Annotated in this window: 17 protein-coding genes; 11 read left to right on the top strand and 6 right to left on the bottom strand. The window is 47.3% G+C overall.

Going from position 1 to position 19702, the window contains the following annotated elements:
- Positions 1–105: 105 nt before the first annotated feature.
- Positions 106–1149 carry a glycosyltransferase family 4 protein gene (locus ACFPTP_RS12965; protein ID WP_381445578.1) on the bottom strand — a complete coding sequence of 348 codons (1044 nt, stop codon included), beginning with the start codon at positions 1147–1149 and terminating at the stop codon, positions 106–108.
- A gap of 230 nt (positions 1150–1379) precedes the next feature.
- Here ACFPTP_RS12965 and secA2 point away from each other — a divergent pair, with 230 nt between their 5' ends.
- Positions 1380–3740, top strand: coding sequence for an accessory Sec system translocase SecA2 (gene secA2, locus ACFPTP_RS12970; RefSeq protein WP_381445581.1), 2361 nt, complete (start codon positions 1380–1382; stop codon positions 3738–3740).
- 2 nt (positions 3741–3742) lie between these two features.
- Positions 3743–4636 (top strand): accessory Sec system S-layer assembly protein, encoded by an 894-nt coding sequence (locus tag ACFPTP_RS12975; RefSeq protein WP_381445583.1) that lies wholly within the window; start codon positions 3743–3745, stop codon positions 4634–4636.
- 136 nt (positions 4637–4772) lie between these two features.
- Here ACFPTP_RS12975 and ACFPTP_RS12980 read toward each other — a convergent pair whose 3' ends face one another.
- The gene (locus ACFPTP_RS12980; RefSeq protein WP_381445585.1) at positions 4773–5264 is read right to left on the bottom strand and encodes a C40 family peptidase; all 492 of its coding nucleotides are present in this window, start codon (positions 5262–5264) and stop codon (positions 4773–4775) included.
- 197 nt (positions 5265–5461) lie between these two features.
- Positions 5462–6163 carry a glucosamine-6-phosphate deaminase gene (locus tag ACFPTP_RS12985; protein ID WP_381445587.1) on the bottom strand — a complete coding sequence of 234 codons (702 nt, stop codon included), beginning with the start codon at positions 6161–6163 and terminating at the stop codon, positions 5462–5464.
- Positions 6164–6473: 310 nt separating this feature from the next.
- Here ACFPTP_RS12985 and ACFPTP_RS12990 point away from each other — a divergent pair, with 310 nt between their 5' ends.
- Genes ACFPTP_RS12990 through ACFPTP_RS13000 form a run of 3 tightly spaced genes read left to right on the top strand, consistent with a single transcriptional unit; the run spans position 6474 to position 8809 of the window.
- Complete coding sequence (locus tag ACFPTP_RS12990; protein ID WP_381445589.1) at positions 6474–6629, top strand: cytochrome c oxidase subunit 2A; 156 nt, start codon at positions 6474–6476, stop codon at positions 6627–6629.
- A 24-nt stretch (positions 6630–6653) separates the two neighbouring features.
- The gene (locus tag ACFPTP_RS12995) at positions 6654–7157 is read left to right on the top strand and encodes a cytochrome c oxidase subunit II (protein ID WP_381445591.1); all 504 of its coding nucleotides are present in this window, start codon (positions 6654–6656) and stop codon (positions 7155–7157) included.
- The gene (locus tag ACFPTP_RS13000) at positions 7157–8809 is read left to right on the top strand and encodes a b(o/a)3-type cytochrome-c oxidase subunit 1 (protein WP_381445593.1); all 1653 of its coding nucleotides are present in this window, start codon (positions 7157–7159) and stop codon (positions 8807–8809) included. Before ACFPTP_RS12995 ends, ACFPTP_RS13000 begins: the two co-directional genes overlap by 1 nt.
- A gap of 55 nt (positions 8810–8864) precedes the next feature.
- Here the strand turns inward: ACFPTP_RS13000 and ACFPTP_RS13005 are convergent, their stop codons facing one another.
- Positions 8865–10754 carry a sensor domain-containing phosphodiesterase gene (locus ACFPTP_RS13005; RefSeq protein WP_381445595.1) on the bottom strand — a complete coding sequence of 630 codons (1890 nt, stop codon included), beginning with the start codon at positions 10752–10754 and terminating at the stop codon, positions 8865–8867.
- 166 nt (positions 10755–10920) lie between these two features.
- On the opposite strand from ACFPTP_RS13005, the gene ACFPTP_RS13010 reads away from it, so the two are divergent.
- The 6 genes from ACFPTP_RS13010 to ACFPTP_RS13035 all read left to right on the top strand — a co-directional run bounded on the left by ACFPTP_RS13010 (position 10921) and on the right by ACFPTP_RS13035 (position 16434).
- Complete coding sequence (locus ACFPTP_RS13010; RefSeq protein ID WP_381445597.1) at positions 10921–11268, top strand: SCP2 sterol-binding domain-containing protein; 348 nt, start codon at positions 10921–10923, stop codon at positions 11266–11268.
- A 265-nt stretch (positions 11269–11533) separates the two neighbouring features.
- Complete coding sequence (locus ACFPTP_RS13015) at positions 11534–12136, top strand: ECF transporter S component (RefSeq protein WP_381445599.1); 603 nt, start codon at positions 11534–11536, stop codon at positions 12134–12136.
- Between the two features lie 24 nt (positions 12137–12160).
- Positions 12161–12928: an energy-coupling factor transporter transmembrane component T family protein gene (locus ACFPTP_RS13020; protein WP_381445601.1), complete on the top strand. Its 768-nt coding sequence runs from the start codon at positions 12161–12163 to the stop codon at positions 12926–12928.
- Positions 12925–14583, top strand: coding sequence for an ABC transporter ATP-binding protein (locus ACFPTP_RS13025; protein ID WP_381445603.1), 1659 nt, complete (start codon positions 12925–12927; stop codon positions 14581–14583). The genes ACFPTP_RS13020 and ACFPTP_RS13025 overlap by 4 nt, the downstream gene beginning before the upstream one ends.
- Positions 14584–14599: 16 nt before the next feature.
- Positions 14600–14854 (top strand): hypothetical protein, encoded by a 255-nt coding sequence (locus ACFPTP_RS13030; RefSeq protein WP_381445605.1) that lies wholly within the window; start codon positions 14600–14602, stop codon positions 14852–14854.
- Positions 14855–14859: 5 nt separating this feature from the next.
- Entirely contained in the window at positions 14860–16434 is a 1575-nt protein-coding gene (locus ACFPTP_RS13035) for a SulP family inorganic anion transporter (RefSeq protein ID WP_381445607.1), read from the top strand.
- A gap of 197 nt (positions 16435–16631) precedes the next feature.
- Here the strand turns inward: ACFPTP_RS13035 and ACFPTP_RS13040 are convergent, their stop codons facing one another.
- Together ACFPTP_RS13040 and ACFPTP_RS13045 are read right to left on the bottom strand one after the other, a co-directional pair.
- On the bottom strand, positions 16632–18599 hold the full coding sequence (locus ACFPTP_RS13040) for a TRAP transporter permease (RefSeq protein ID WP_381445610.1): 1968 nt from the start codon (positions 18597–18599) through the stop codon (positions 16632–16634).
- 66 nt (positions 18600–18665) lie between these two features.
- Positions 18666–19670: a TAXI family TRAP transporter solute-binding subunit gene (locus ACFPTP_RS13045; RefSeq protein WP_381445612.1), complete on the bottom strand. Its 1005-nt coding sequence runs from the start codon at positions 19668–19670 to the stop codon at positions 18666–18668.
- Positions 19671–19702: the final 32 nt, after the last annotated feature.

Raw genomic sequence — 19702 nt, forward strand, 5'->3', positions numbered from 1 at the left:
CCCGAAATGACCATATATCTTGGGAAATGATCGATATATTCCCCCGCACCAAAAAAGGTGATATGCGAAGTGTCGCATATCACCTTTTTGTTATAATACATTCATTTATTTTCCTATCATACGAACCAAATTCAATAATGGCCGGTAATTCGTTCCTGCAAGACCGATGATTTCGACGAACAGCTCAATTGCGATGAGCATGACGGCAATCAGTACGATCGCGCCCCAGACAGTCGCTTGTGAAAATAGCACTGCAGCTACGCCGAAAAGGATAGCCAGTCCATAGATGATCAGGACAGTCTGTCTGTGAGAGAAGCCTGCACGGAGTAGACAGTGGTGCAAGTGCGATTTGTCCGGTGCTGAAATCGGCTGCTTCATCCGCACCCGGCGAACGATTGCGAAGAATGTATCGGAAATCGGTACACCAAGCATAATAATCGGGATAACGAGTGACACAACCGCGACATTCTTAAAGCCTAACAATGCCAATACTGAAATCATGTAGCCGAGGAACAGTGCCCCGGTATCCCCCATGAAAATCTTTGCGGGATGGAAATTGTAGAACAAAAATCCGAGTGTGCTCGCAGCCAAGATGGCAGCTGTCGCTACAACGAATACGTCGCCCATGATCACAGCCATGACCGTGATGGAAATAAGTGCGATCGTGGAAACGCCCGCTGCAAGACCATCTAAACCATCAATGAGATTGATAGCATTTGTAATGCCGATGATCCAAAGTATCGTAATCGGGATACTTAAATACCCAAAGTCAAACGGGCCGAAAAATGGCAAGTTAATGAATTCAATTTGTAAACCGCCCCATGTCACGACGACGATTGCCGCAGCCAGTTGGCCGATCAGCTTCGCCTTGGCGGTGATTTCAAGCATATCATCGAGGAAGCCTGTAACAATTATGATAATGGCTCCAACAAGGATTCCGACAGCGTGCTCATCTGAAGGACGAAGTAAAAGATAACCGACGACAAAAGCGCCGAAAACCGCTATCCCCCCGATACGCGGCATGACGGATGCATGCACCTTCCGATAGTTCGGATGATCGACCGCCCCGATACGGAACGCGAATTTTATGACAAGTGGAGTCAGTATGATGGAAGCTATGAATGCAGCAGCCATTGCAAGAAATAACATGTCCTTCCTCCCTGTAAATGACAATAATTTAGTTAGCCACAAGTATTATAGCACAGCTGTCAATGGAAAGCATCCCAAGTTCGTGAAACTAGGCACTCGAGACTACTATACCCGGTTAGCAAAGGGCGAATCCTTCCAATTTCTTATCAAGGTAGTCTTTTCGTTTATAGTTTGATAAAATAGAACTTGTATCCTTTAATAGAAGGATGAGAAAAAGGAGCGCCAATTATATGTTATCAATTTTCAAACGTTCAAATCAAACGAGCGAAAGGCAACTTCGCAAATATCGCAAAGTTGTCCGTCACATAAATGACTTGGAATCAAAATATGAAACATTATCAGATGAAGAGCTTGCCCATATGACAGAAGTATTCAAAGTGCAAATCCAGGAGGGCGAAAACGTTCAAGCCATCCTCCCAGACGCATTCGCCGTCGTCCGTGAAGCATCGAAGCGGGTATTAGGCATGCGTCATTTTGACGTTCAGCTGATCGGCGGCATGGTATTGGCTGAAGGCAATATCGCGGAAATGCCGACAGGTGAAGGAAAGACGCTTGTCGCTTCCCTTCCCTCCTACTTGCGGGCGCTTGAAGGAAAAGGTGTTCACGTCATTACAGTGAACGATTATCTCGCTAGACGGGACTACAATCAAATCGGACAGATCCACCGTTTCCTCGGATTGACGGTCGGCTTGAACGTTCCGATGATGCAAGGACCTGAAAAACAGGATGCCTATATGGCAGATATTACGTATGGTGTCGGAACCGAGTTCGGTTTTGATTACCTCCGCGATAATATGGTTCAGCATACTTCCCAAAAGGTGCAGCGCCCCTATCACTTCGCCATCATTGACGAAGTGGACAGTGTCTTGATCGATGAGGCGAAGACCCCATTGATCGTCGCAGGGAAAATGCAGGCTGATCCCGATCTTCATTTCATCGCCGCCAGACTCGCGAAGCGATTCAAAAAAGGCGTCGATTTTGAATTTGATGATGAAACAAAAGCGACTTCACTTACGGAAGCTGGAATCGAGAAAGTGGAGAAGGCGTTCGGCATCGACAATCTTTATGAGCTTGAACACCAGACACTCTATCATTATATGATTCAGGCCGTCCGCGCCTACGTCATCTTCAAACGCGATGTCGACTATATCGTGAAGGATGAAAAAGTCGAACTTGTCGACATGTTCACCGGCCGGATCATGGAAGGCCGTACACTTTCGGATGGACTTCACCAGGCGATCGAGGCGAAGGAAGGTTTGCCGATCACTGATGAGAATAAGGCCCAAGCGCAAATTACGATCCAGAACTATTTCCGGATGTATCCGAAGCTTAGCGGCATGACAGGTACAGCGAAGACACAGGAGAAGGAATTCCGTGAAGTGTATAACATGGAAGTCATCCAAATCCCGACGAACCGTCCTCGTGCGCGCATCGACTCTCCGGACCGGGTATATCAGACAATCGAACAAAAATACGAAGCGGTTGCGAAAGAAGTGGCGGAGCGCCATCAGAAAGGGCAACCGGTCCTCGTTGGAACGACTTCCATTCTACAATCTGAAAAGGTTGCGGAGTATTTGGATCGCGAGAATCTTGACTATCATTTATTGAACGCGAAAAGTGTCGAGCAGGAAGTGGATCTCATTTCCCAGGCTGGCCAAATGGGCCATATAACAGTTGCGACAAATATGGCGGGACGCGGAACGGATATCATGCTTGGCGAAGGGGTCGAGGAAATCGGCGGCCTATTCGTCCTAGGTACGGAAAAGCATGAAAGCCGCCGGATTGACAACCAGCTGCGCGGACGTTCCGGACGTCAAGGGGATCACGGTGAAAGCCAATTCTTCATCTCGCTTGAAGATGACATGTTCAAACGTTTCGCAAAGGATGACCTGGAGAAATTCAGCAAAAAGGTTGTCGTGGATGAAGAAGGGCTCGTGCAAAATACCGATGTGAACGAACTTACTGAACGGACGCAGCGGATTGTTGAAGGCGCCCACTTCTCCATGCGTGAATACAATTTGAAACTCGATGATGTCATCAACGATCAGCGCGGCGTACTTTATTCGCTGCGGGATAAAGTGCTTGAGCGCGAAAACCTTCTTGATCAATTGAAAACAATGGTATCCGAAGCGGTGGAATTCGTCGTCTATGACAGCTGCCCGGAACACGAAACTCCGGATAACTTCGATTTCGATCGAATTGAACGCACGATGGACGGATTATTATTGGAGCCGGTCGCGCTTCCACGCAATTTGGAGAAGCCTGCCGACATTTTGAAGCTTTATGAAGAGCCGGTTGCCGACCTGTTTGCGTACCTTGAAACGTTCGCTGAAAATGAACAGGTGAACGAGATCATCCCGCAAGTGATGTTGAGCCATATCGATACGATGTGGGTGAAACATCTGGAGGTGATGGCGCGTCTTAAGGAAGGGATCGGATTGCGGTCATACGGCCAAGAGGATCCAATGCGTATTTATCAACGTGAAGGGCTGCAATTGTTCGGCACGCACTATCAGAAGCTGCGCAGGAATATCGCATCCGAAGTTATCGGCTTTATGAAGCTTATTTCACAACAACAGGAGGCCCAATAATCATGAAACTATTTAATTTATTCAAGAAAACCGAAAAAACGGGTTCTGATAGCACAATCGATTCTGAAGAAATTCTGGAAGGCAGTGCCCAATCAGAAGGCACAGATGAAGTGGAAACAACTCTTTCCCTTCATCCCCAGTGGGCGCTTTCACAAGAGCAGGAATACGTTTTCCGTTTCCTTTCAAATGAATTGGAGCCTTTGAAGCCGAACCAGATCTCCCTTTCCGGAATCGACATCGATGTCGAACCGGCAAATGGAAACTGGTTAGTCAAAGCATTTTTCAGGTCTTCACTGGAACAGCCAATTACGATTGGCCCCGTGGAATTATTGCTATTGGATGGAAATGGCGAAGTAATCGCTTCCCAGGAATTCGATTTGAACGAATTAGGCGAACTCCCGGCCCGAAGTGCACGTCCATGGGTGTTCGTTTTCGAGAAAACGAATACGTTTGTAGAGCAGCCTCCCAAGGAAAATTGGAAACTTGCATTTAATGTCCAGTCTATGGCACCACATAGACTTGAACTTGATAAAGCATGGGAAGAGGGACTTTCTACTGAGCAGAAAGATGCACTCGCTAAAGTTGTTGAACAGATGCCTAAATTAAAGCCACGCGAGGTCAACTTCGCCGGCTTCCAAGTAAAGCAGCAGGATGACAAGAGCATTTCAGTATCCCTCTTCATCCGTAACGGACACTCCAAGCAGATCAGCGTCGAAACGCTGCCGCTTGAATTGTTGGATGCCACTGGCGATATTGTTGCACGTGGTTCGTTCAATTTAGGACCACTTGAAGTGAAGGCGAATACATCTAAGCCTTGGACATTCATTTATCCGAAAGAAATGGTTCAAAAAGAAAATCCGGATTTCTCTAAGTGGATTATCCGAGTTCCTCAATAAGTAAAGAAAAAAGAAGCTTCGACCGCGCTGTCGAGGCTTCTTTTTTTGGCGGGTGAACAAGTATCCTTTGTTGAAATCACAAATTAAAAAGCAGATTCCGAATTGGGAATCTGCTTTATGATAAAGTGTTTAACATTTATTTAGATGCAACTTCTGTAATTCCATTGATCCGTTTAGCGCCGACATAACGCTTGCCCCAATAGTGCGGGTCATTGAGCTTATCGACTTTAACGCCTTTGGATGATGAGGCATGTGCAAACTTTCCGTCGCCGATATAGATACCAACGTGTGAAACCCCTTTGCCCCTTGTATTGAAGAATACCAAGTCGCCAACAGCCAAGTCACTTTTTGCAACTTTTTCACCTGACGTATACATTCCGGATGCCGTACGGGACAGATTGACTCCATGCTGCTTGAATACGAATTGGACATACCCTGAACAATCAAAGCCTGCTTTGGATGTCCCGCCGTAAACGTACTTAATTCCTTTAAGACTAGTGGCGGTTGCAGAAATTGAAGCTGAATCGGATGAGGATGCTTCAGCTTGACCTATCATTGGCGTGAACAATAAGGCAAAGACAATTGCAAAGGATGCAACAGGCTTTTGCATGCGTGAAAATATTCTCATGTATGATCCCCCGAATTTTTATTTATCTGTATCTTTCATCTGAGACTACTTTACCATGTACTATGCTCGTCCAATATTACAGTTCGGTAACAGAAACATTACAAAAAACCTTCATATTTCTCCTTTGAAACATTCTTGTCATTTTTCTCCCCATATTAAAAAGCCGCACCCCTTTTATCAAGGGATGCGGCTATTCATTAAAATTCTAAGTCTGTAATGATTGTAACATTTCCATGCTCAAGGAGGTATGTGATCGTCCAGTCCGGATCGATTTTGCCTTCGAGCACTTTTTCGATGGCCGGGCGTTTTTTCTCTCCGAATGCGAGAAGGACAAGTTTTTTGGCGCTCATGATGGAGGCGATTCCCATTGTCAGCGCAGTGTTAGGGATCTTCTCGTCGTTTTCGAAGTATTGGCTGTTTACGCCGAGTGTCGAGTCCGTCAACTGGGCGACATGTGTGACGGAATCTTTTGGAGTTCCAGGTTCATTGAACGCGATATGACCGTTTTCGCCGACGCCCAATAGTTGGATGTCGAGTTTTGCGTCTTGCAATGCTTGCTCATAACGTTTGCATTCTTCCTCGAGGTTCTCAGCTGTGCCATCGGGTATATTCGTTTCTTTGAATGTTTTCTTATTGAATAGGTGTTCGTTCATGAAATATGCATAACTGTTCGGGCTGGATGCGGGCAAACCGACATATTCATCAAGATTGAATGTTGTCACATCCGAGAAGTCCAGCTCCGATTCCGTCAATTTTTTGTAGACGGGGATCATCGTACTTCCTGTTGCCAATCCAAGCACATGAAGTCGATTATGCTCAAGTTCTTCTTTTATCAACTGATAAAATTTTTCTGCTCCTTTTTCAGGGCTTTCCACTTGAATAAGTTTACATTTTTCCATCATTCTCAACCGACTTTCATTATAGATTTGGTCTTACTGTCTTATTGTAATTTCCAAAAACAGTATGGTCAATAAAACGGATAATTTTCACAAAAAGGTTGACCACACTTCTATTCCCTCTTCTTATCTACTAAAACCCATCACATTTCTCCAAACGTATATGTCTAATTTTTGAAGACGATGTGAACAAAATGTGGACTCTTTCGCCAATTGGAGATTCATAGGGATTTCCCTAATTCTCTAATTTTCCTCAATGCTTATGATAAAAGTATGAGATGCGCAACTTCAATCAATGCAGGAGGTGGAACGAATGGCTACAAACAAAACAAAGAAGAACCCGGTACAACAATCCGGAAATCCTGAAACCGGCATCAATCTTAAAGGGACTTTCATCTCAGTCATGCTGTTAGGTATCTTCATCCTAGTGACATGGTTCGGACTTTACGCACTTTTTTTATCAAGATAATGAGACTTGTTAGGAGGAAAACCAATGCATTTGCATAAATACGAAAAGATCTGGCTTACATTCGGATTGGGTTCGCTTGCACTTTTTCTAATCATCATCGGTTTCGCGGCTTTCTGGAAAGGGACGCATCCGATGAGCCATATCGAAACGATCGATCCGCAGAATGTCGAGGCGCATGAATCTTTCAAACCTGAAAATCTCGGCCTTCGTGAAGTGGCTGACGGAAAATATACAGTCAATATCGTCGCTTCAGCATTCAACTATGATTTCGGCACGGATGCGGACGGAAAGCCTGTCAAGAAGATCCGCGTGCCAAAAGGTTCCACTGTTTTATTCCAGATCACTACTAAGGACGTCGTGCATGGCTTCCAAGTTGCAGGCACGAATGTCAACATGATGGTCGAGCCGGGACATGTGAGCCGGCTTGAAACGGTCATGAAAAACGCTGGTGAATTCACTGTCGTCTGTAATGAATATTGCGGAATCGGCCACCATCAAATGTTTGCAACTGTGGAGGTGTTTGAGTAATGTTGAAAAACGTTCTGTTTCCGAAAAAGGAAGCGCGTCTATACATGGCTTTCATGCATGTGACATTCGCTTCATTGCTGATCGGCGGCCTTATGGGGCTCTTGCAGACATTGTCCCGCTCAGGGCAATTCCAACTGCCGTTCGGAATAAACTACTATACCATTTTAACGGTGCACGGTGTCATTCTAGGTTTGGTGTTGACTACATTCTTCATCGTCGGCTTCCAATTTGCCCTTATGGGGAAAACGGTCGGCATTTCTGACAAACAACGCAAATGGGGCTGGATCGCATTCTGGACGATGCTCGTCGGTACGATTATTGCAGCGATCACTATTTTGGTTGGTCAGGCGAACGTACTGTACACATTCTATGCTCCTTTGCGTGCACATGCTGCATTTTATATCGGATTGGCATTGGTCATTGTCGGCAGCTGGATCGCCGTGTTCGTCAACTTCCGTCAGCTGTACGTCTGGAAAAAAGCGAACCCCGGGCAGAAATCCCCGTTGCTCGCTTTCATGGTCGTCATCAATATGGCGATGTGGTTCATCGCATCCCTTGGTGTTGCAACATCCGTTTTAATTCAGTTCATCCCTTGGTCTTTAGGTTACGCAGCTACAATCAACGTGCTGCTGAGCCGTACGCTTTTCTGGTATTTCGGTCACCCGCTCGTCTACTTCTGGTTGCTTCCGGCATATATGGCATGGTACGCAATCATCCCGAAAATTATTGGCGGCAAATTGTTCAGTGACTCTTTGGCAAGGCTATCATTCATTCTTTTGCTTATGTTCTCGATCCCGGTCGGCTTCCACCACCAATTGACGGAGCCCGGAATCGATCCGACGTGGAAATTCATCCAAGTCGTCCTGACATTCATGGTTGTCATTCCGACATTGATGACGGCGTTCTCGATCTTTGCTACATTTGAAACGACTGGCCGACGGAAAGGCCATAAAGGGCTTTTCGGCTGGTTCAAGCATCTGCCTTGGAAAGACGTCCGTTTCCTTGCACCGTTCATCGGCATGGTCGCATTCATCCCTGGCGGCGCCGGCGGTATCGTCAACGCTTCCCACCAAGTGAACACGCTCATCCATAATACGATCTGGGTGACAGGCCACTTCCATTTGACGGTCGCAACGACAGTCATCCTGACATATTTCGGCATCGCCTATTGGCTCGTCCCTCATTTGACAGGAAGACGATTGACACCGAAGTTGAATAAACTCGGCATCATCCAAACGATTATTTGGACGGTCGGGATGACGATCATGTCGACAGCGATGCATATCCAAGGTCTTCTTGGCGGGCCGAGACGTTCGAATTTCTCGAACTACGCTGGCGGCGCGCAAGTCGATACGTGGATCAGCTATCAGATCGCACAAGCAGTCGGAGGAACGATCCTGTTCATCGGCATCATCATGATGATCTACATCTTTATCCAACTCGCATTCTTCGCCCCGCGCGGCGTACAGGAATTTCCGATTGCGGAAGAAGAGGTTGATGCAGAACCGACACCGAAAATCCTGGAGAACTGGTATCTGTGGATCGGGATTACGATTGCCCTTATTCTATTCGCCTATACAATTCCGGTCATCGATATTATCAAGCACTCCCCGCCAGGGTCGCTGCCATTTGACTGGCCGATTGGGCGGTAATTAATAAAGCCTTACACAATGGGAGTTCCCCGATGTGTAAGGCTTTTGTTTACTTTTACAAGGATGGGAGAAGCAGTTTCCCGCCTTTTCCATGCTTGCGGATCAGTTCATTGATTTCATCGACAGGGACGGGTCTGCTGAAGTAAAACCCTTGCAGTTCGGAGCAGCCGAACTGTTTCAAAAGATCCCATTGCTGTTTCGTTTCGACGCCTTCACCAATCGTTTGCAGTCCGAGCATTTCAGCAAGATGAATGATCGTCTGGACAATTCCGGAGCTTTTCGGGTCGTTTCCGAGCCCGTTGATGAATTGGCGATCGATCTTGATTTGTTGGATAGGAAAGTGTTGTAAATAAATGAATGCGGAATACCCTTTTCCAAAGTCGTCAATGGAAACGGAATAACCCATTTCCCTCAGGAGATTAATGCGGTTAGCGACAGCTTCCGTATCTTCCAAAGCGACGTTTTCCGTTATTTCCAGCACAAGGCTTTTCGGTTTGATGTTAGCCTCTTTAACGCATTTATCCAAATAGAACGGAAGATTATGATGCAGGAAATGCCTCGGTGATAAATTCACTGATACGGTAGCATTCTTCAATCCTTGCTCATTCCACTCCCGGATTTGGCCGGCCGCCTGCTTGATGACCCACTCCCCGATCGGCGTGATGAGCCCCGTCGACTCGGCAAGCTCTATGAAATCCCCAGGAAAAATAAGTCCGCGCTCCGGGTGTTGCCACCGGATGAGCGCTTCGAAGCCGCTCACTTCCCCCGTCCGGCAATTCACTTGCGGCTGATAATGCAGCTTGAATTCGTTCATATCGAGGCCTCTTCGCAAGTTCATCTCCGAAAGCATCGTCTCTTTCAGGAATGTATGCATGTCCGGATTATAGAGGTTCCAAGCTTTCCTGTTCGCTGCCTCTTTTCCGGATTGCAGCGCCATATACGCTGCCTGAACGCCGTACTTCACGTTCGTCGCATGCTCGGGATAAATGGAAACCCCGTAGCTGAACGTCATATACACTTCCTGTCCGCTTACATGCATCGGACGTTTCAATCGGTTGATGAGCCGCTCCACCCTAGTCATTTCGCATTCCAGTTCGCCTTCAAATGGCGTGAAAATGACGAAATGGTCGAATGCCAGCCTTGTGGTTTGTGCAGGATACGGGAATAGCGTCTTCAGACGGTTCGCCGTAATTTTGAGCATTTGATCCGCCCCGTCTGGTCCAAGCACGCTTTGCACTTCCGTATACTGATCCATCACAAGGTAGATGAACAATCCACGATGTCCTTCTTCTAACACCGGCAATAGATTCGTCACTTTTTCAGTGAATGAATACTGGTTGTCGAGCCCCGTCAAAAGATCGGTATAGGCTAGCTGATGGACGTGTTCTTCCACTTCGATGCGCTCCAGCCGATCGAAAATGAACGATAGCATGTCCGCTATGGACGCTGCTAGCACCCGGTCAAGATATGTCCACGTTCTAGGCTCTGTCGATTCACAGCAGACAACGCCGCCGATCCCCTTGCTTAAGATGATCGAGGCGTCAATAAGTGACTTTACTTCCCCGTCATCGTATGCAGGAAGCTGTATCAATTCCTTAGTGGCAGGATCTGTGGAAACGTCTGCAATCGCCAATATCCGTTTTTGCTGGACCGCTTCAAAATAAGACGGCAGCTCTTCGGCAAGGATCATTTCCCCTGATGTATGTGCGAATCTATTTTTATGTAAAATATTTTGCGCGGTCAAGCTCGTTCGATCATCATTGAATAACCAAATGCTCACTCGATCGCACGCCATTATTTTCGAGATGCGGATGCACAATTCTTCTAAGACAGGGGCAATCGATTGTCGTGAAAGGTCCGTCTGCTTCGCTTGCGTAAATATGAATTCCTGTTTTTTCTGCAGTTCTTCCAAGATCATATTGAGATCTTCATGGGAACGATTCATCGGACTTCTACAACCCCTTTCTGCTAACTATATCTACTACCCCTTTCTATCGACAAAATTCTAGGTTTATTGAGGGTAAAACCTATTTTTTTCATAATTCCTTTTTGTTCCTATGTGTTATAATGAATGAATAATCAATCATTATTTGCGAAGAAGGTGTCTTCGAATGAAATTAGAAGAAATGACGATGGAACAGATTTGGACCGAAATTGATGCGCAGCTGGGTGCCAATAATGGCCCAGTTGAAGGGATGAATGCGTCGTATTCATTCGACTTGTCCGGTGAGGACGGCGGCATGTATGGATTAAAATTTGCTGGCGGCGAGGCGGAGACGTTCCGTGGAGACCCAGGCGAAGTGGATTGTGCATTGAAGATGAGTGTCGGGGATTTCAAAAAATTGCTTGGCGGCAACTTGAATTCCACTGCTGCTTTCATGATGGGAAAATTACAAGTGAAAGGCAATATTGGCCTTGCACTGAAACTTGAAAATCTATTGAAGCAATACACCTTTTGATCGGTAACGAAACCGCTGTTTGCCACGTGCAGATTGGCGGTCTTTCTTTAAAACTTCCGGTTCTGGATACCAAACACCTAGACCAAGAGACACATGATCTTGTATTCTCTCGGTCTTTTCAATACCTAAAAATTTTAATCGGGCATAAGATGAGAATAAGTAACCATCTCTTTTTCAAGAAAAGCTTCCCTATTTCTTCAGAATGAATTAGTATAGTCATGTGTCTTGACAACTATCTTGATTACAAAGAAGAAGGAGAATACAAATGAAAAAGAATCGTCTATGGACATTGCAGTTTTCAACAGCTGCGTTTGTGTTGATCCCGGCAGCGGTCGGCATCAACTTCTTGGGGAAACTGTTTGCCGACGTGTTAAAACTGCCCCTATGGATCGATGCCATTGGAACTGTTTTGGCGAGTATGCTTGCAGGGCCTGTGGTCGGTGCAATTGTCGGTGTCGTTAATAATATCGTCTACGGCTTCACGACGAGTCCAGTCTCCTTCGTCTATGCCATCACCCAGGCCGCCATCGGCTTAGCGGTCGGAATCATGGCGTATAAAGGGTGGATTTCGAATGCCGGCAAAGCGATCGTCCTTGGGCTTGTCGTTGGATTCCTAGCAGCAACCGTATCGACGCCGCTTAATATCATGTTTTGGGAAGGGACGACTGGAAACATCTGGGGAGATGCATTGTTTGCAACGATGCTCGCGAAAGATATGCCGCTATGGCTCGCTTCGTTTGCGGACAGCATCGTCGTCGATGTGCCCGACAAAGTTGTCACTGTGCTGCTCAGCTTCTTGATCTTCAAAGGATTGCCGAAAAACGTGAAGCTCATGTATGACAACCAAGGAGAGATTGAAAGGTTATAAGCATTGCCTGCAGGAGGTGTCCGAATGAACAACATGACATTGTACGTCGGCAGGGATTCGCCGGTCCATCGGGTGGATCCATTGACAAAGCTATTATTCGTACTTCTTTCCATCACATCGACCTATATTTTATCGAATCATCTAGCCGTGTTCGGAATCCTTTTGTTCACATTTTGCATCCTGCTGATCGGCAAAGTGTTCAAATCCATTTTGCCGGTCATCGGGGTCAGCTTTTTGCTAATCGCATCCATCATCATCGTCCAAGGATTTTTCCATCCTGACCGGGCGACGGTCCTGTTCGAGATTGGCCCGATCGCCATTTACAAAGAAGGCTTTTTGATCGCGTTTCTGATCACGCTCAGGGTCGTCAATATGGTGGCCGCGTTCGGAGTGCTCATTTTGACGACGAAGCCGGATGATCTTGTGGAGGCGTTGATGCAGAAAGGCATGTCGCCGAAATTCGGCTACGTATTGCTCTCTGTATTGCAGATCATTCCGCAAATGATCGCATTGACCGGCAAAATTACAGATGCGCAAAGGGCACGCGGCATGGAAACGGAAGGCGGGATATGGATAAGATTCAAATCATTCCTTCCGCTATTGGGGCCCGTCGTACTGAATTCACTTACGGAAACACGGGAGCGGTCCATCGCGCTCGAAATCCGTGGATTCAATGCGAAAGGGAAACGGACGTTTTTGTATGAACAGGAAAACTATCGATATAGCATGCCTCTCAGAATTGCATTGATCGCCTTCTTTTTGGCAGTCATCGTTTGGAGGGTGATGTCATGAGTTTATTATGCGTGAAGAACTTGAAATATAAGTATCCGGAAAGCTCCAGTTTTGCGCTCGATGATATTTCATTCACAGTGGAAAAAGGCGAATTCGTCGGGATTGTCGGCATGAATACAGCCGGAAAGACGACATTATGTTATGCGCTGAGCGGACTCGTCCCCCACTTTTTCAAAGGTGCATATGGCGGCGATGTGTATATCGGCGACATGGACGTGTTGTCGCATGACATAAGTGAAATAACTGCAAGCGTCGGTCTCGTTTTTGAAAATCCTTTCTCGCAAATGACCGGCGCCAAGTTCACCGTCTTTGATGAAATCGCATTCGGCTTGGAAAACCAAGGGGTGCCGCGGGATGTCATGCATGAGCGGGTCCGTGAAAGTATGAAGCTGCTCGATATTGAAGGGCATCGTGAGAAGAACCCCTTTTCATTATCCGGTGGCCAAATGCAGCGGGTCGCCATTGCGAGCGTCATCGCCATGAAGCCTGATATCCTCATCCTCGACGAACCGACGTCCCAGCTCGATCCGGAAGGCGCGGAAGAAGTGTTTCGCGTCGTTGAAAAATTGGCGGCCGGCGGTATGACGATCATTATGGTGGAGCAGAAAATGGAGAAGCTTGCGGCATATGCAGACAGGATCCTGTTGATGCATGACGGGGAGCTGATAGCGGACGGGAAACCGAAGGAAGTCTTCTCACGGGATGATTTGCATGAATATGGCGTCGAACCTCCAGTCCATGTGAAAATCGCGCGTACTTTTAATCTGCGGAATGAAACGACAGGGCATTATCCGATTTCGTTGAATGATATGCCGATTGAGCGGGAAATTCGATTTCGTCCGGATGATAAAATCAGTTTGGCCAGCAAAACGACTGCGGAACTTATTGTCCGGAATCTTCATTTCAGCTACGAAAAAGGACAGGAAGTGATCCGCGGACTGAACGTTACGTTGAGCGGCGAGCCGATTGCAATCATCGGGCAGAATGGCGCTGGGAAAACGACGTTTGTCAAATTACTGAAAGCCCTGTTGAAACCGGACTCCGGCGAGATTGTATTGAATGGAGAGAGGACGTCCGAAACGACAGCCGCTCAACTGGCAGGAAGGATCGGACTCATCTTTCAAAATCCGAACGACCAGATTTTTAAGCATAAAGTGATTGATGAAGTGATGTTCGGACCTTTGAACATCGGCCAATCCAATGAGGAAGCGTTGACGAACGCAAAAGCGATGCTCAAGCTAGTCGGACTAGCGGATAAAGCGGAAGAGAATCCGTATGACTTGAGTCTCGCTGAACGGAAGATGGTCGCGATGGCATCGATACTTGCCATGGACACGGATATCGTCATTTTCGACGAACCGACGATGGGCCAGGATGTCCGCGGGAAAGCGAATGTGAAGGAAATCATCCATTCGCTTCATGAAGAAGGCAAGCTCGTCATCTGCATTTTGCACGACATGGATTTCGTTGCAGAAACATTTGGACGGACAATCATTTTCAGCAATGGCGGCATGCTGTTCGACGGCCCGACACGCGAGGCATTTGCTCAAGAGGAGGCATTGCGGCTCGCACGTGTCGAGCAGCCACATATTACGAAGATTGTGCAGCGATTAGGCTATGATCGGATTGTATTGAAGGAAACCGAACTTGTATAGTGAGGGGCTGTCGGGAATGTCAGGGGAAACTGATTTATTGCGGCAGCCCTCTTTTTGCTATAGGCGCGGAATCACTTACTTTGAGCGCGATACCACCGTCTTTGAGCGTGGGTTTACTCGCTTTGGGCGCAGGATCACCTACTTTGAGCGCGAAACTGCTCGCTTTAGGCGCGGGATCATCGTTATTGGGCGCGGGACCTTGCCAGCACTGTGTTTGTGGCTTATAATGAAGAAAGGAAATATTTTAACAAATACTGTGGAAGAAGAGTGACCGCCTTGTTCAAAGATCAGCGTTTTATTGATTATAATGCGTCAGGATTTCGGAAGGATCTGCTTTCGGGGATAACTGTCGGTATCGTAGCCATTCCACTCGGGATGGCTTTTGCAATTGCCTCGGGTGTCAAACCGGAGTATGGCTTGTATACGACAATCATTGCCGGTTTTTTAGTCGCCTTATTAGGAGGGTCCCGTTATCAAATTGCGGGTCCTACTGGGGCCTTCATCCCGATCCTTCTGGCAATCGTCCTTCAGTATGGCTATGAAGATCTTTTGATTGCCGGGTTTCTAGCAGGTATTTTCCTAGTGATCATGAGTTTGGCAGGCGTCAGCAATCTCATTCATTTCGTCCCCCGCTCCGTGACGATCGGGTTCACGTCGGGAATTGCAATCATCATTTTCACTGGGCAATTCGGGAACTTCCTTGGCCTATCAGGACTCGAAAGCAAAGAATTCTTCCATGAAAATATGATCGATGTCGCCAAGCATCTCCATACGGTGAATCTCTTCAGTGTGCTCACAGCGTTGGTCGGCCTAGCTTTGATATTCATTTTGCCGAAAGTCGCCCCTCGACTTCCGTTGCTGCTCTTCGCACTTATCATTCCAACTATTGTATCTGTCTTGTTTTATCCGGGGAAAGTGGAAACAATCGGAACTGCCTTTGGGGGTATTCCTCAATCGTTGCCTGGACTGCAAATTCCTAAAATCACATTGACAAAACTTGTAAGCCTTTGGCAGCCCGCTTTGATCATTGCTGCACTCGGCGCGATTGAATCGTTGCTGTCTGCGGTCGTTGCGGATGGAATGAAAGAGGGTCCGAAGCATGATTCCAAACGGGAATTATTCGGTCAAGGAATCGCGAACATCGTTTCGCCGTTATTCGGGGGCATTCCCGCAACGGGAGCGATTGCGCGTACGGCGACCAATATCCGTTCAGGCGCTGTCAGCCCGGTTTCAGGCATTGTACAAAGTGTTTTCGTATTATTGTTCATCTTGGTTTTCGCACCGTTTGCCTCATATATCCCATTGGCGGCGATGGCACCTATCTTAATGTTTGTCGCGTGGAATATGAGTGCCCGAAAAGCGTTTGTTCATATTTTAGAAGTAAGGTCGAGCGATTCGATCGTGTTGGTGACGACATTCCTGCTTACGATTTTCATTAATCTGACGGTTGCCGTCCAAATCGGAATTCTGCTCGCAGCCATATCCTTCTTGCGTAAAATGAGCGGCAAGCTTCATATCGTGCCGGATAAACTTTCCGATGTCGAAATTCATAAATTCGGAGACGATGTGTCCAAGTTCATCATTGAAGGGCCATTGTTCTTTGGTACGGCGAAAGTGTTTGAAGATAGGATGCCAACTCTCCTTTCACAGGATACTGCGAAGATCATTTTAGATCTGGAGCATCTCGCAATGATTGATGCAACGGGCGAGGCTGCCCTATCCGCATTATTGGACGGCGCCAGCAAAAAGAATGTTAGGATCATTGTTAAGAAACTGCCGAAAGAGAAGCTTTCCATGTTCAAAAAGAGCGGGTTGTATGACCGGATCGGCGAAGAGAATTTTTTCATGTGATGTTGAGAGGCGTTTTCTGAGTTTATGAGCGCATTTCCGGGTTTATGAGCGCGGACGTAGCGTTTATGAGCGCGATTCCGAATTTATGAGCGCGGACGCAGCATTTATGAGCGCGATTCCGAATTTATGAGCGCAGTACCGTTTTCAAGCAAAAAGCTGTCACCCATTTTCCAGGTGACAGCTTTTTATTTATTCCCCTATGCAACGACCTCTTTAACGGACTGTTTCTCTTCCGGTCTTCTTCGTTGAATAAACCAGACGATTGCAATGAGCAGGAGCCCAATGGCGCTTGTCGTCAGCTCAGGGATGATGAGCAGCAGACCAGCGGCAAATAGTACGAGCCGCTCCCAAATGCGGGCATCCCGTACGAAGTAGCCGATGACGGCGCTACTGACCCCGATCATCCCGACAATCGCAGTTGCGATGCCGAGTATGAGCTTCACCGGCGTAACATCGACGAAGACGAGAATCGGATTGTAGATGAAGACGTATGGGATGATGAAAGCGGCAATCGCTAGCTTTACAGCGGTCATACCGGTTTTGAACGGATTCGCCTTCGCTATCCCCGCCCCCGCATAGGCCGCTAAGCAGACCGGCGGCGTGATGTCGGCGACGATGCCAAAATAGAAGACGAACATATGGGCAGCGATCGGTGCGATGCCAAATTCATTAATGAGCGCCGGTGCCGCGATTGTTGCCGTGACAACATAGTTGGCCGTCGTTGGCAATCCCATTCCAAGCACAATACACGCGACCATCGTGAAGAATAGCGCCAAGATCAAGTAGCCGTTCGACAGGGCGATGATGCCGGAAGCGAATTTCGCTCCCAAGCCCGTCATGCTCACCACGCCTGCGATGATGCCGGCTGTCGCTACCGCCGCAATGACGGGCAGCGCCACCCTTCCCCCTTGTTCCAGTACATAAATGACTCTTTTTAAACTGAACTCCGATTCCTTTCTGACAAAAGCATTGAAAAACCAGATGACAACAGCAGAAAGGATTCCGAACAACGCTGCCCGCTGCGGCGTGAAGCCGGACATGATCGTAACGATGATGACCAAGAGCGGAATGATCATATAGCCGTCGCGAATGAAGATCTTCTTGAACACCGGCAGCTCCGACTTTGGCAACCCAAGAATCTTCAGCCGTTTCGCCTCGAAATGCGTTCCGATGAAAATCCCCGTGAAATAGAGAATGGCGGGAATCAGTGCCGCCAGCATAATCACCGAATAATTGACGCCGAGGTACTCCATCATGATGAAGGCGGCCGCGCCCATCATCGGAGGCATGATCTGCCCGCCAGTCGAAGCGGATGCTTCTGTCGCTGCGGCAAATTCCGGTTTGAAGCCCGCCTTTTTCATCATCGGAATCGTGAAGCTTCCAGTCGCCACAGTGTTTCCGACGGAGCTTCCAGATACTGTTCCTTGAAGTGCGCTCGCCACGACAGCCGCCTTGGCGGTACCGCCTGTATAACGCCCGGTTAACGAGAATGCCAGATTGTTAAAGAATCTACCGATCGGCGTATTAACGAGAAGCACTCCGAAAAACAGGAACAGGAAAATGAATTTCGCGGAAATTTGAATCGGCGTTCCGAACACACCGCTTTCGCGATACCACAAATTCGTCATCGTCCGATCGAGCGCAAATCCTTCATGCGATAAGATCCGCGTCGGAATTAGATTTCCGTACATCGCATAGAGCATCGCGACGCTCGCAACGATGACGATGGGAAGGCCAACCGTCCTGCGTGTCGCTTCCAATACGAGCAATACGCCTAAGATCGAAATGATAATATTCAACGAGCTGTAGCCCGACACCCTGCTTTGAAGAATGGAATCGTAAAAAAAGATTTTATGATAGGCCACATACATTGCGGTAAACGCTAGCAACACGTCATACCAGGGCACTTTCTTCTGTGTTTTCCTCCATGCCTTTTTGGCCGGATACAGAAGGAAGATGATCCCTAAAGCGGTTCCAAGATGGATGGCCCCTTGCTGTTGTGACGGCAGAACACTCGTTGATCCTGTATATAGATGAAAGATTGTGAGCGAAACTGCCAGGAAGGTGACGACGTACGCCCATTTGCCGATTTCTACACGAAACTGATTTTCTTTATCGAACTTTTCTAGGATTTCCTGCGCATCTACCACCTTATGCTCTTTCATTTTTTGCCGCCTTTCCTTACTTGACTATTTTATCTTGCTGCAAGACTTCCGCGAATGAATGTTTTATTATTTCACATCATCAAAGCTGTTGATTTTCGTTTTTTCCCTCGTTACAATTTGAACGACTTCTGGATAAATATGGCCGATGAATGCCGCATTCTTCACTGGATTGTCTTTGAAATCCGCTTTTCCATTCATCGCATTCAATGCGGGAACATGGACCGTCATCCCTAGGTCCATCTGACCTTGGCTGATCGACGATAAGTTTTCGACGGAAGCCCCTGTTTCCATATTTGTAACGTTGATGCTGTCGATGTATTTATTCCAGAGGTTCGCCATCTCCCCGCCGAGCGGGTAATACGTACCACCTTGGCTGCCTGTGCCAAGTGTCAGTTCTGTTTTCCGCTTGTCTGCTGTAGCCGTCAACTTTGCCACTTCATTGTTGACCGTCAAACCTTGTTCTTCGAAATATTTTTTAGCACCTGGGTGGATCAACAGCCCTTCTGCCCCGTTCAATGCATTTTCGAGAATCATCTGCTTCGCTTGCGCATGTGTATTTTCGCTTGCATGTTCAATCATGCTTTTCGCTAATTCATAGCCGAGCTCTTCATCGATCGTATCCGTATTCCCCATTAAAATTGCGTAGGCTGTAACGGTCTCGACATCTTCTGTCAGGAAATCGTAGGATTCTTTCGGAATTGTGAAGCGCTTGTAGCCTGATTCGGCTTCGATCTTCTTGATTGCTTCATCGGAGAGACTTAACATTTTCACGTCGCCGGCTGATGCCTGCAAGCTCTCGATACTTGCCGCTGGAAGTCCCAAAATCCCAATCGAAATGTCGATATTACCGTCCTGGACTCCGTCAGCTGCAGCCCCGAATCCTTCCTGGAAAGCTTTGTAGTCGCCATCACCAATTCCATAGGCATCCAAAATGATTTTGGATAGATTATTCGTTTCACTTGCAGGCGGTCCGATTGCGATATTCTTCTTCCCGCCACCGCTGCAGGCTGATAAAACGAGCAATGCACCAAGCAACAGTAACAATAAGCCTTTTACGCCGTTTCTTTTCAATGTTGTTCCCCCTCTATTTTCATTTCCCCTTC

This window comes from Sporosarcina koreensis (assembly GCF_042655825.1).
GTDB lineage: Bacteria > Bacillota > Bacilli > Bacillales_A > Planococcaceae > Sporosarcina > Sporosarcina koreensis.

Coding starts and splice junctions, on each gene's coding strand:
- ACFPTP_RS12965 (WP_381445578.1), bottom strand. CDS start 1,149: ATGTTATTTCTTGCAATGGCTGCTGCATTCATAGCTTCCATCATACTG.
- secA2 (WP_381445581.1), top strand. CDS start 1,380: ATGTTATCAATTTTCAAACGTTCAAATCAAACGAGCGAAAGGCAACTT.
- ACFPTP_RS12975 (WP_381445583.1), top strand. CDS start 3,743: ATGAAACTATTTAATTTATTCAAGAAAACCGAAAAAACGGGTTCTGAT.
- ACFPTP_RS12980 (WP_381445585.1), bottom strand. CDS start 5,264: ATGAGAATATTTTCACGCATGCAAAAGCCTGTTGCATCCTTTGCAATT.
- ACFPTP_RS12985 (WP_381445587.1), bottom strand. CDS start 6,163: ATGGAAAAATGTAAACTTATTCAAGTGGAAAGCCCTGAAAAAGGAGCA.
- ACFPTP_RS12990 (WP_381445589.1), top strand. CDS start 6,474: ATGGCTACAAACAAAACAAAGAAGAACCCGGTACAACAATCCGGAAAT.
- ACFPTP_RS12995 (WP_381445591.1), top strand. CDS start 6,654: ATGCATTTGCATAAATACGAAAAGATCTGGCTTACATTCGGATTGGGT.
- ACFPTP_RS13000 (WP_381445593.1), top strand. CDS start 7,157: ATGTTGAAAAACGTTCTGTTTCCGAAAAAGGAAGCGCGTCTATACATG.
- ACFPTP_RS13005 (WP_381445595.1), bottom strand. CDS start 10,754: ATGAATCGTTCCCATGAAGATCTCAATATGATCTTGGAAGAACTGCAG.
- ACFPTP_RS13010 (WP_381445597.1), top strand. CDS start 10,921: ATGAAATTAGAAGAAATGACGATGGAACAGATTTGGACCGAAATTGAT.
- ACFPTP_RS13015 (WP_381445599.1), top strand. CDS start 11,534: ATGAAAAAGAATCGTCTATGGACATTGCAGTTTTCAACAGCTGCGTTT.
- ACFPTP_RS13020 (WP_381445601.1), top strand. CDS start 12,161: ATGAACAACATGACATTGTACGTCGGCAGGGATTCGCCGGTCCATCGG.
- ACFPTP_RS13025 (WP_381445603.1), top strand. CDS start 12,925: ATGAGTTTATTATGCGTGAAGAACTTGAAATATAAGTATCCGGAAAGC.
- ACFPTP_RS13030 (WP_381445605.1), top strand. CDS start 14,600: ATGTCAGGGGAAACTGATTTATTGCGGCAGCCCTCTTTTTGCTATAGG.
- ACFPTP_RS13040 (WP_381445610.1), bottom strand. CDS start 18,599: ATGAAAGAGCATAAGGTGGTAGATGCGCAGGAAATCCTAGAAAAGTTC.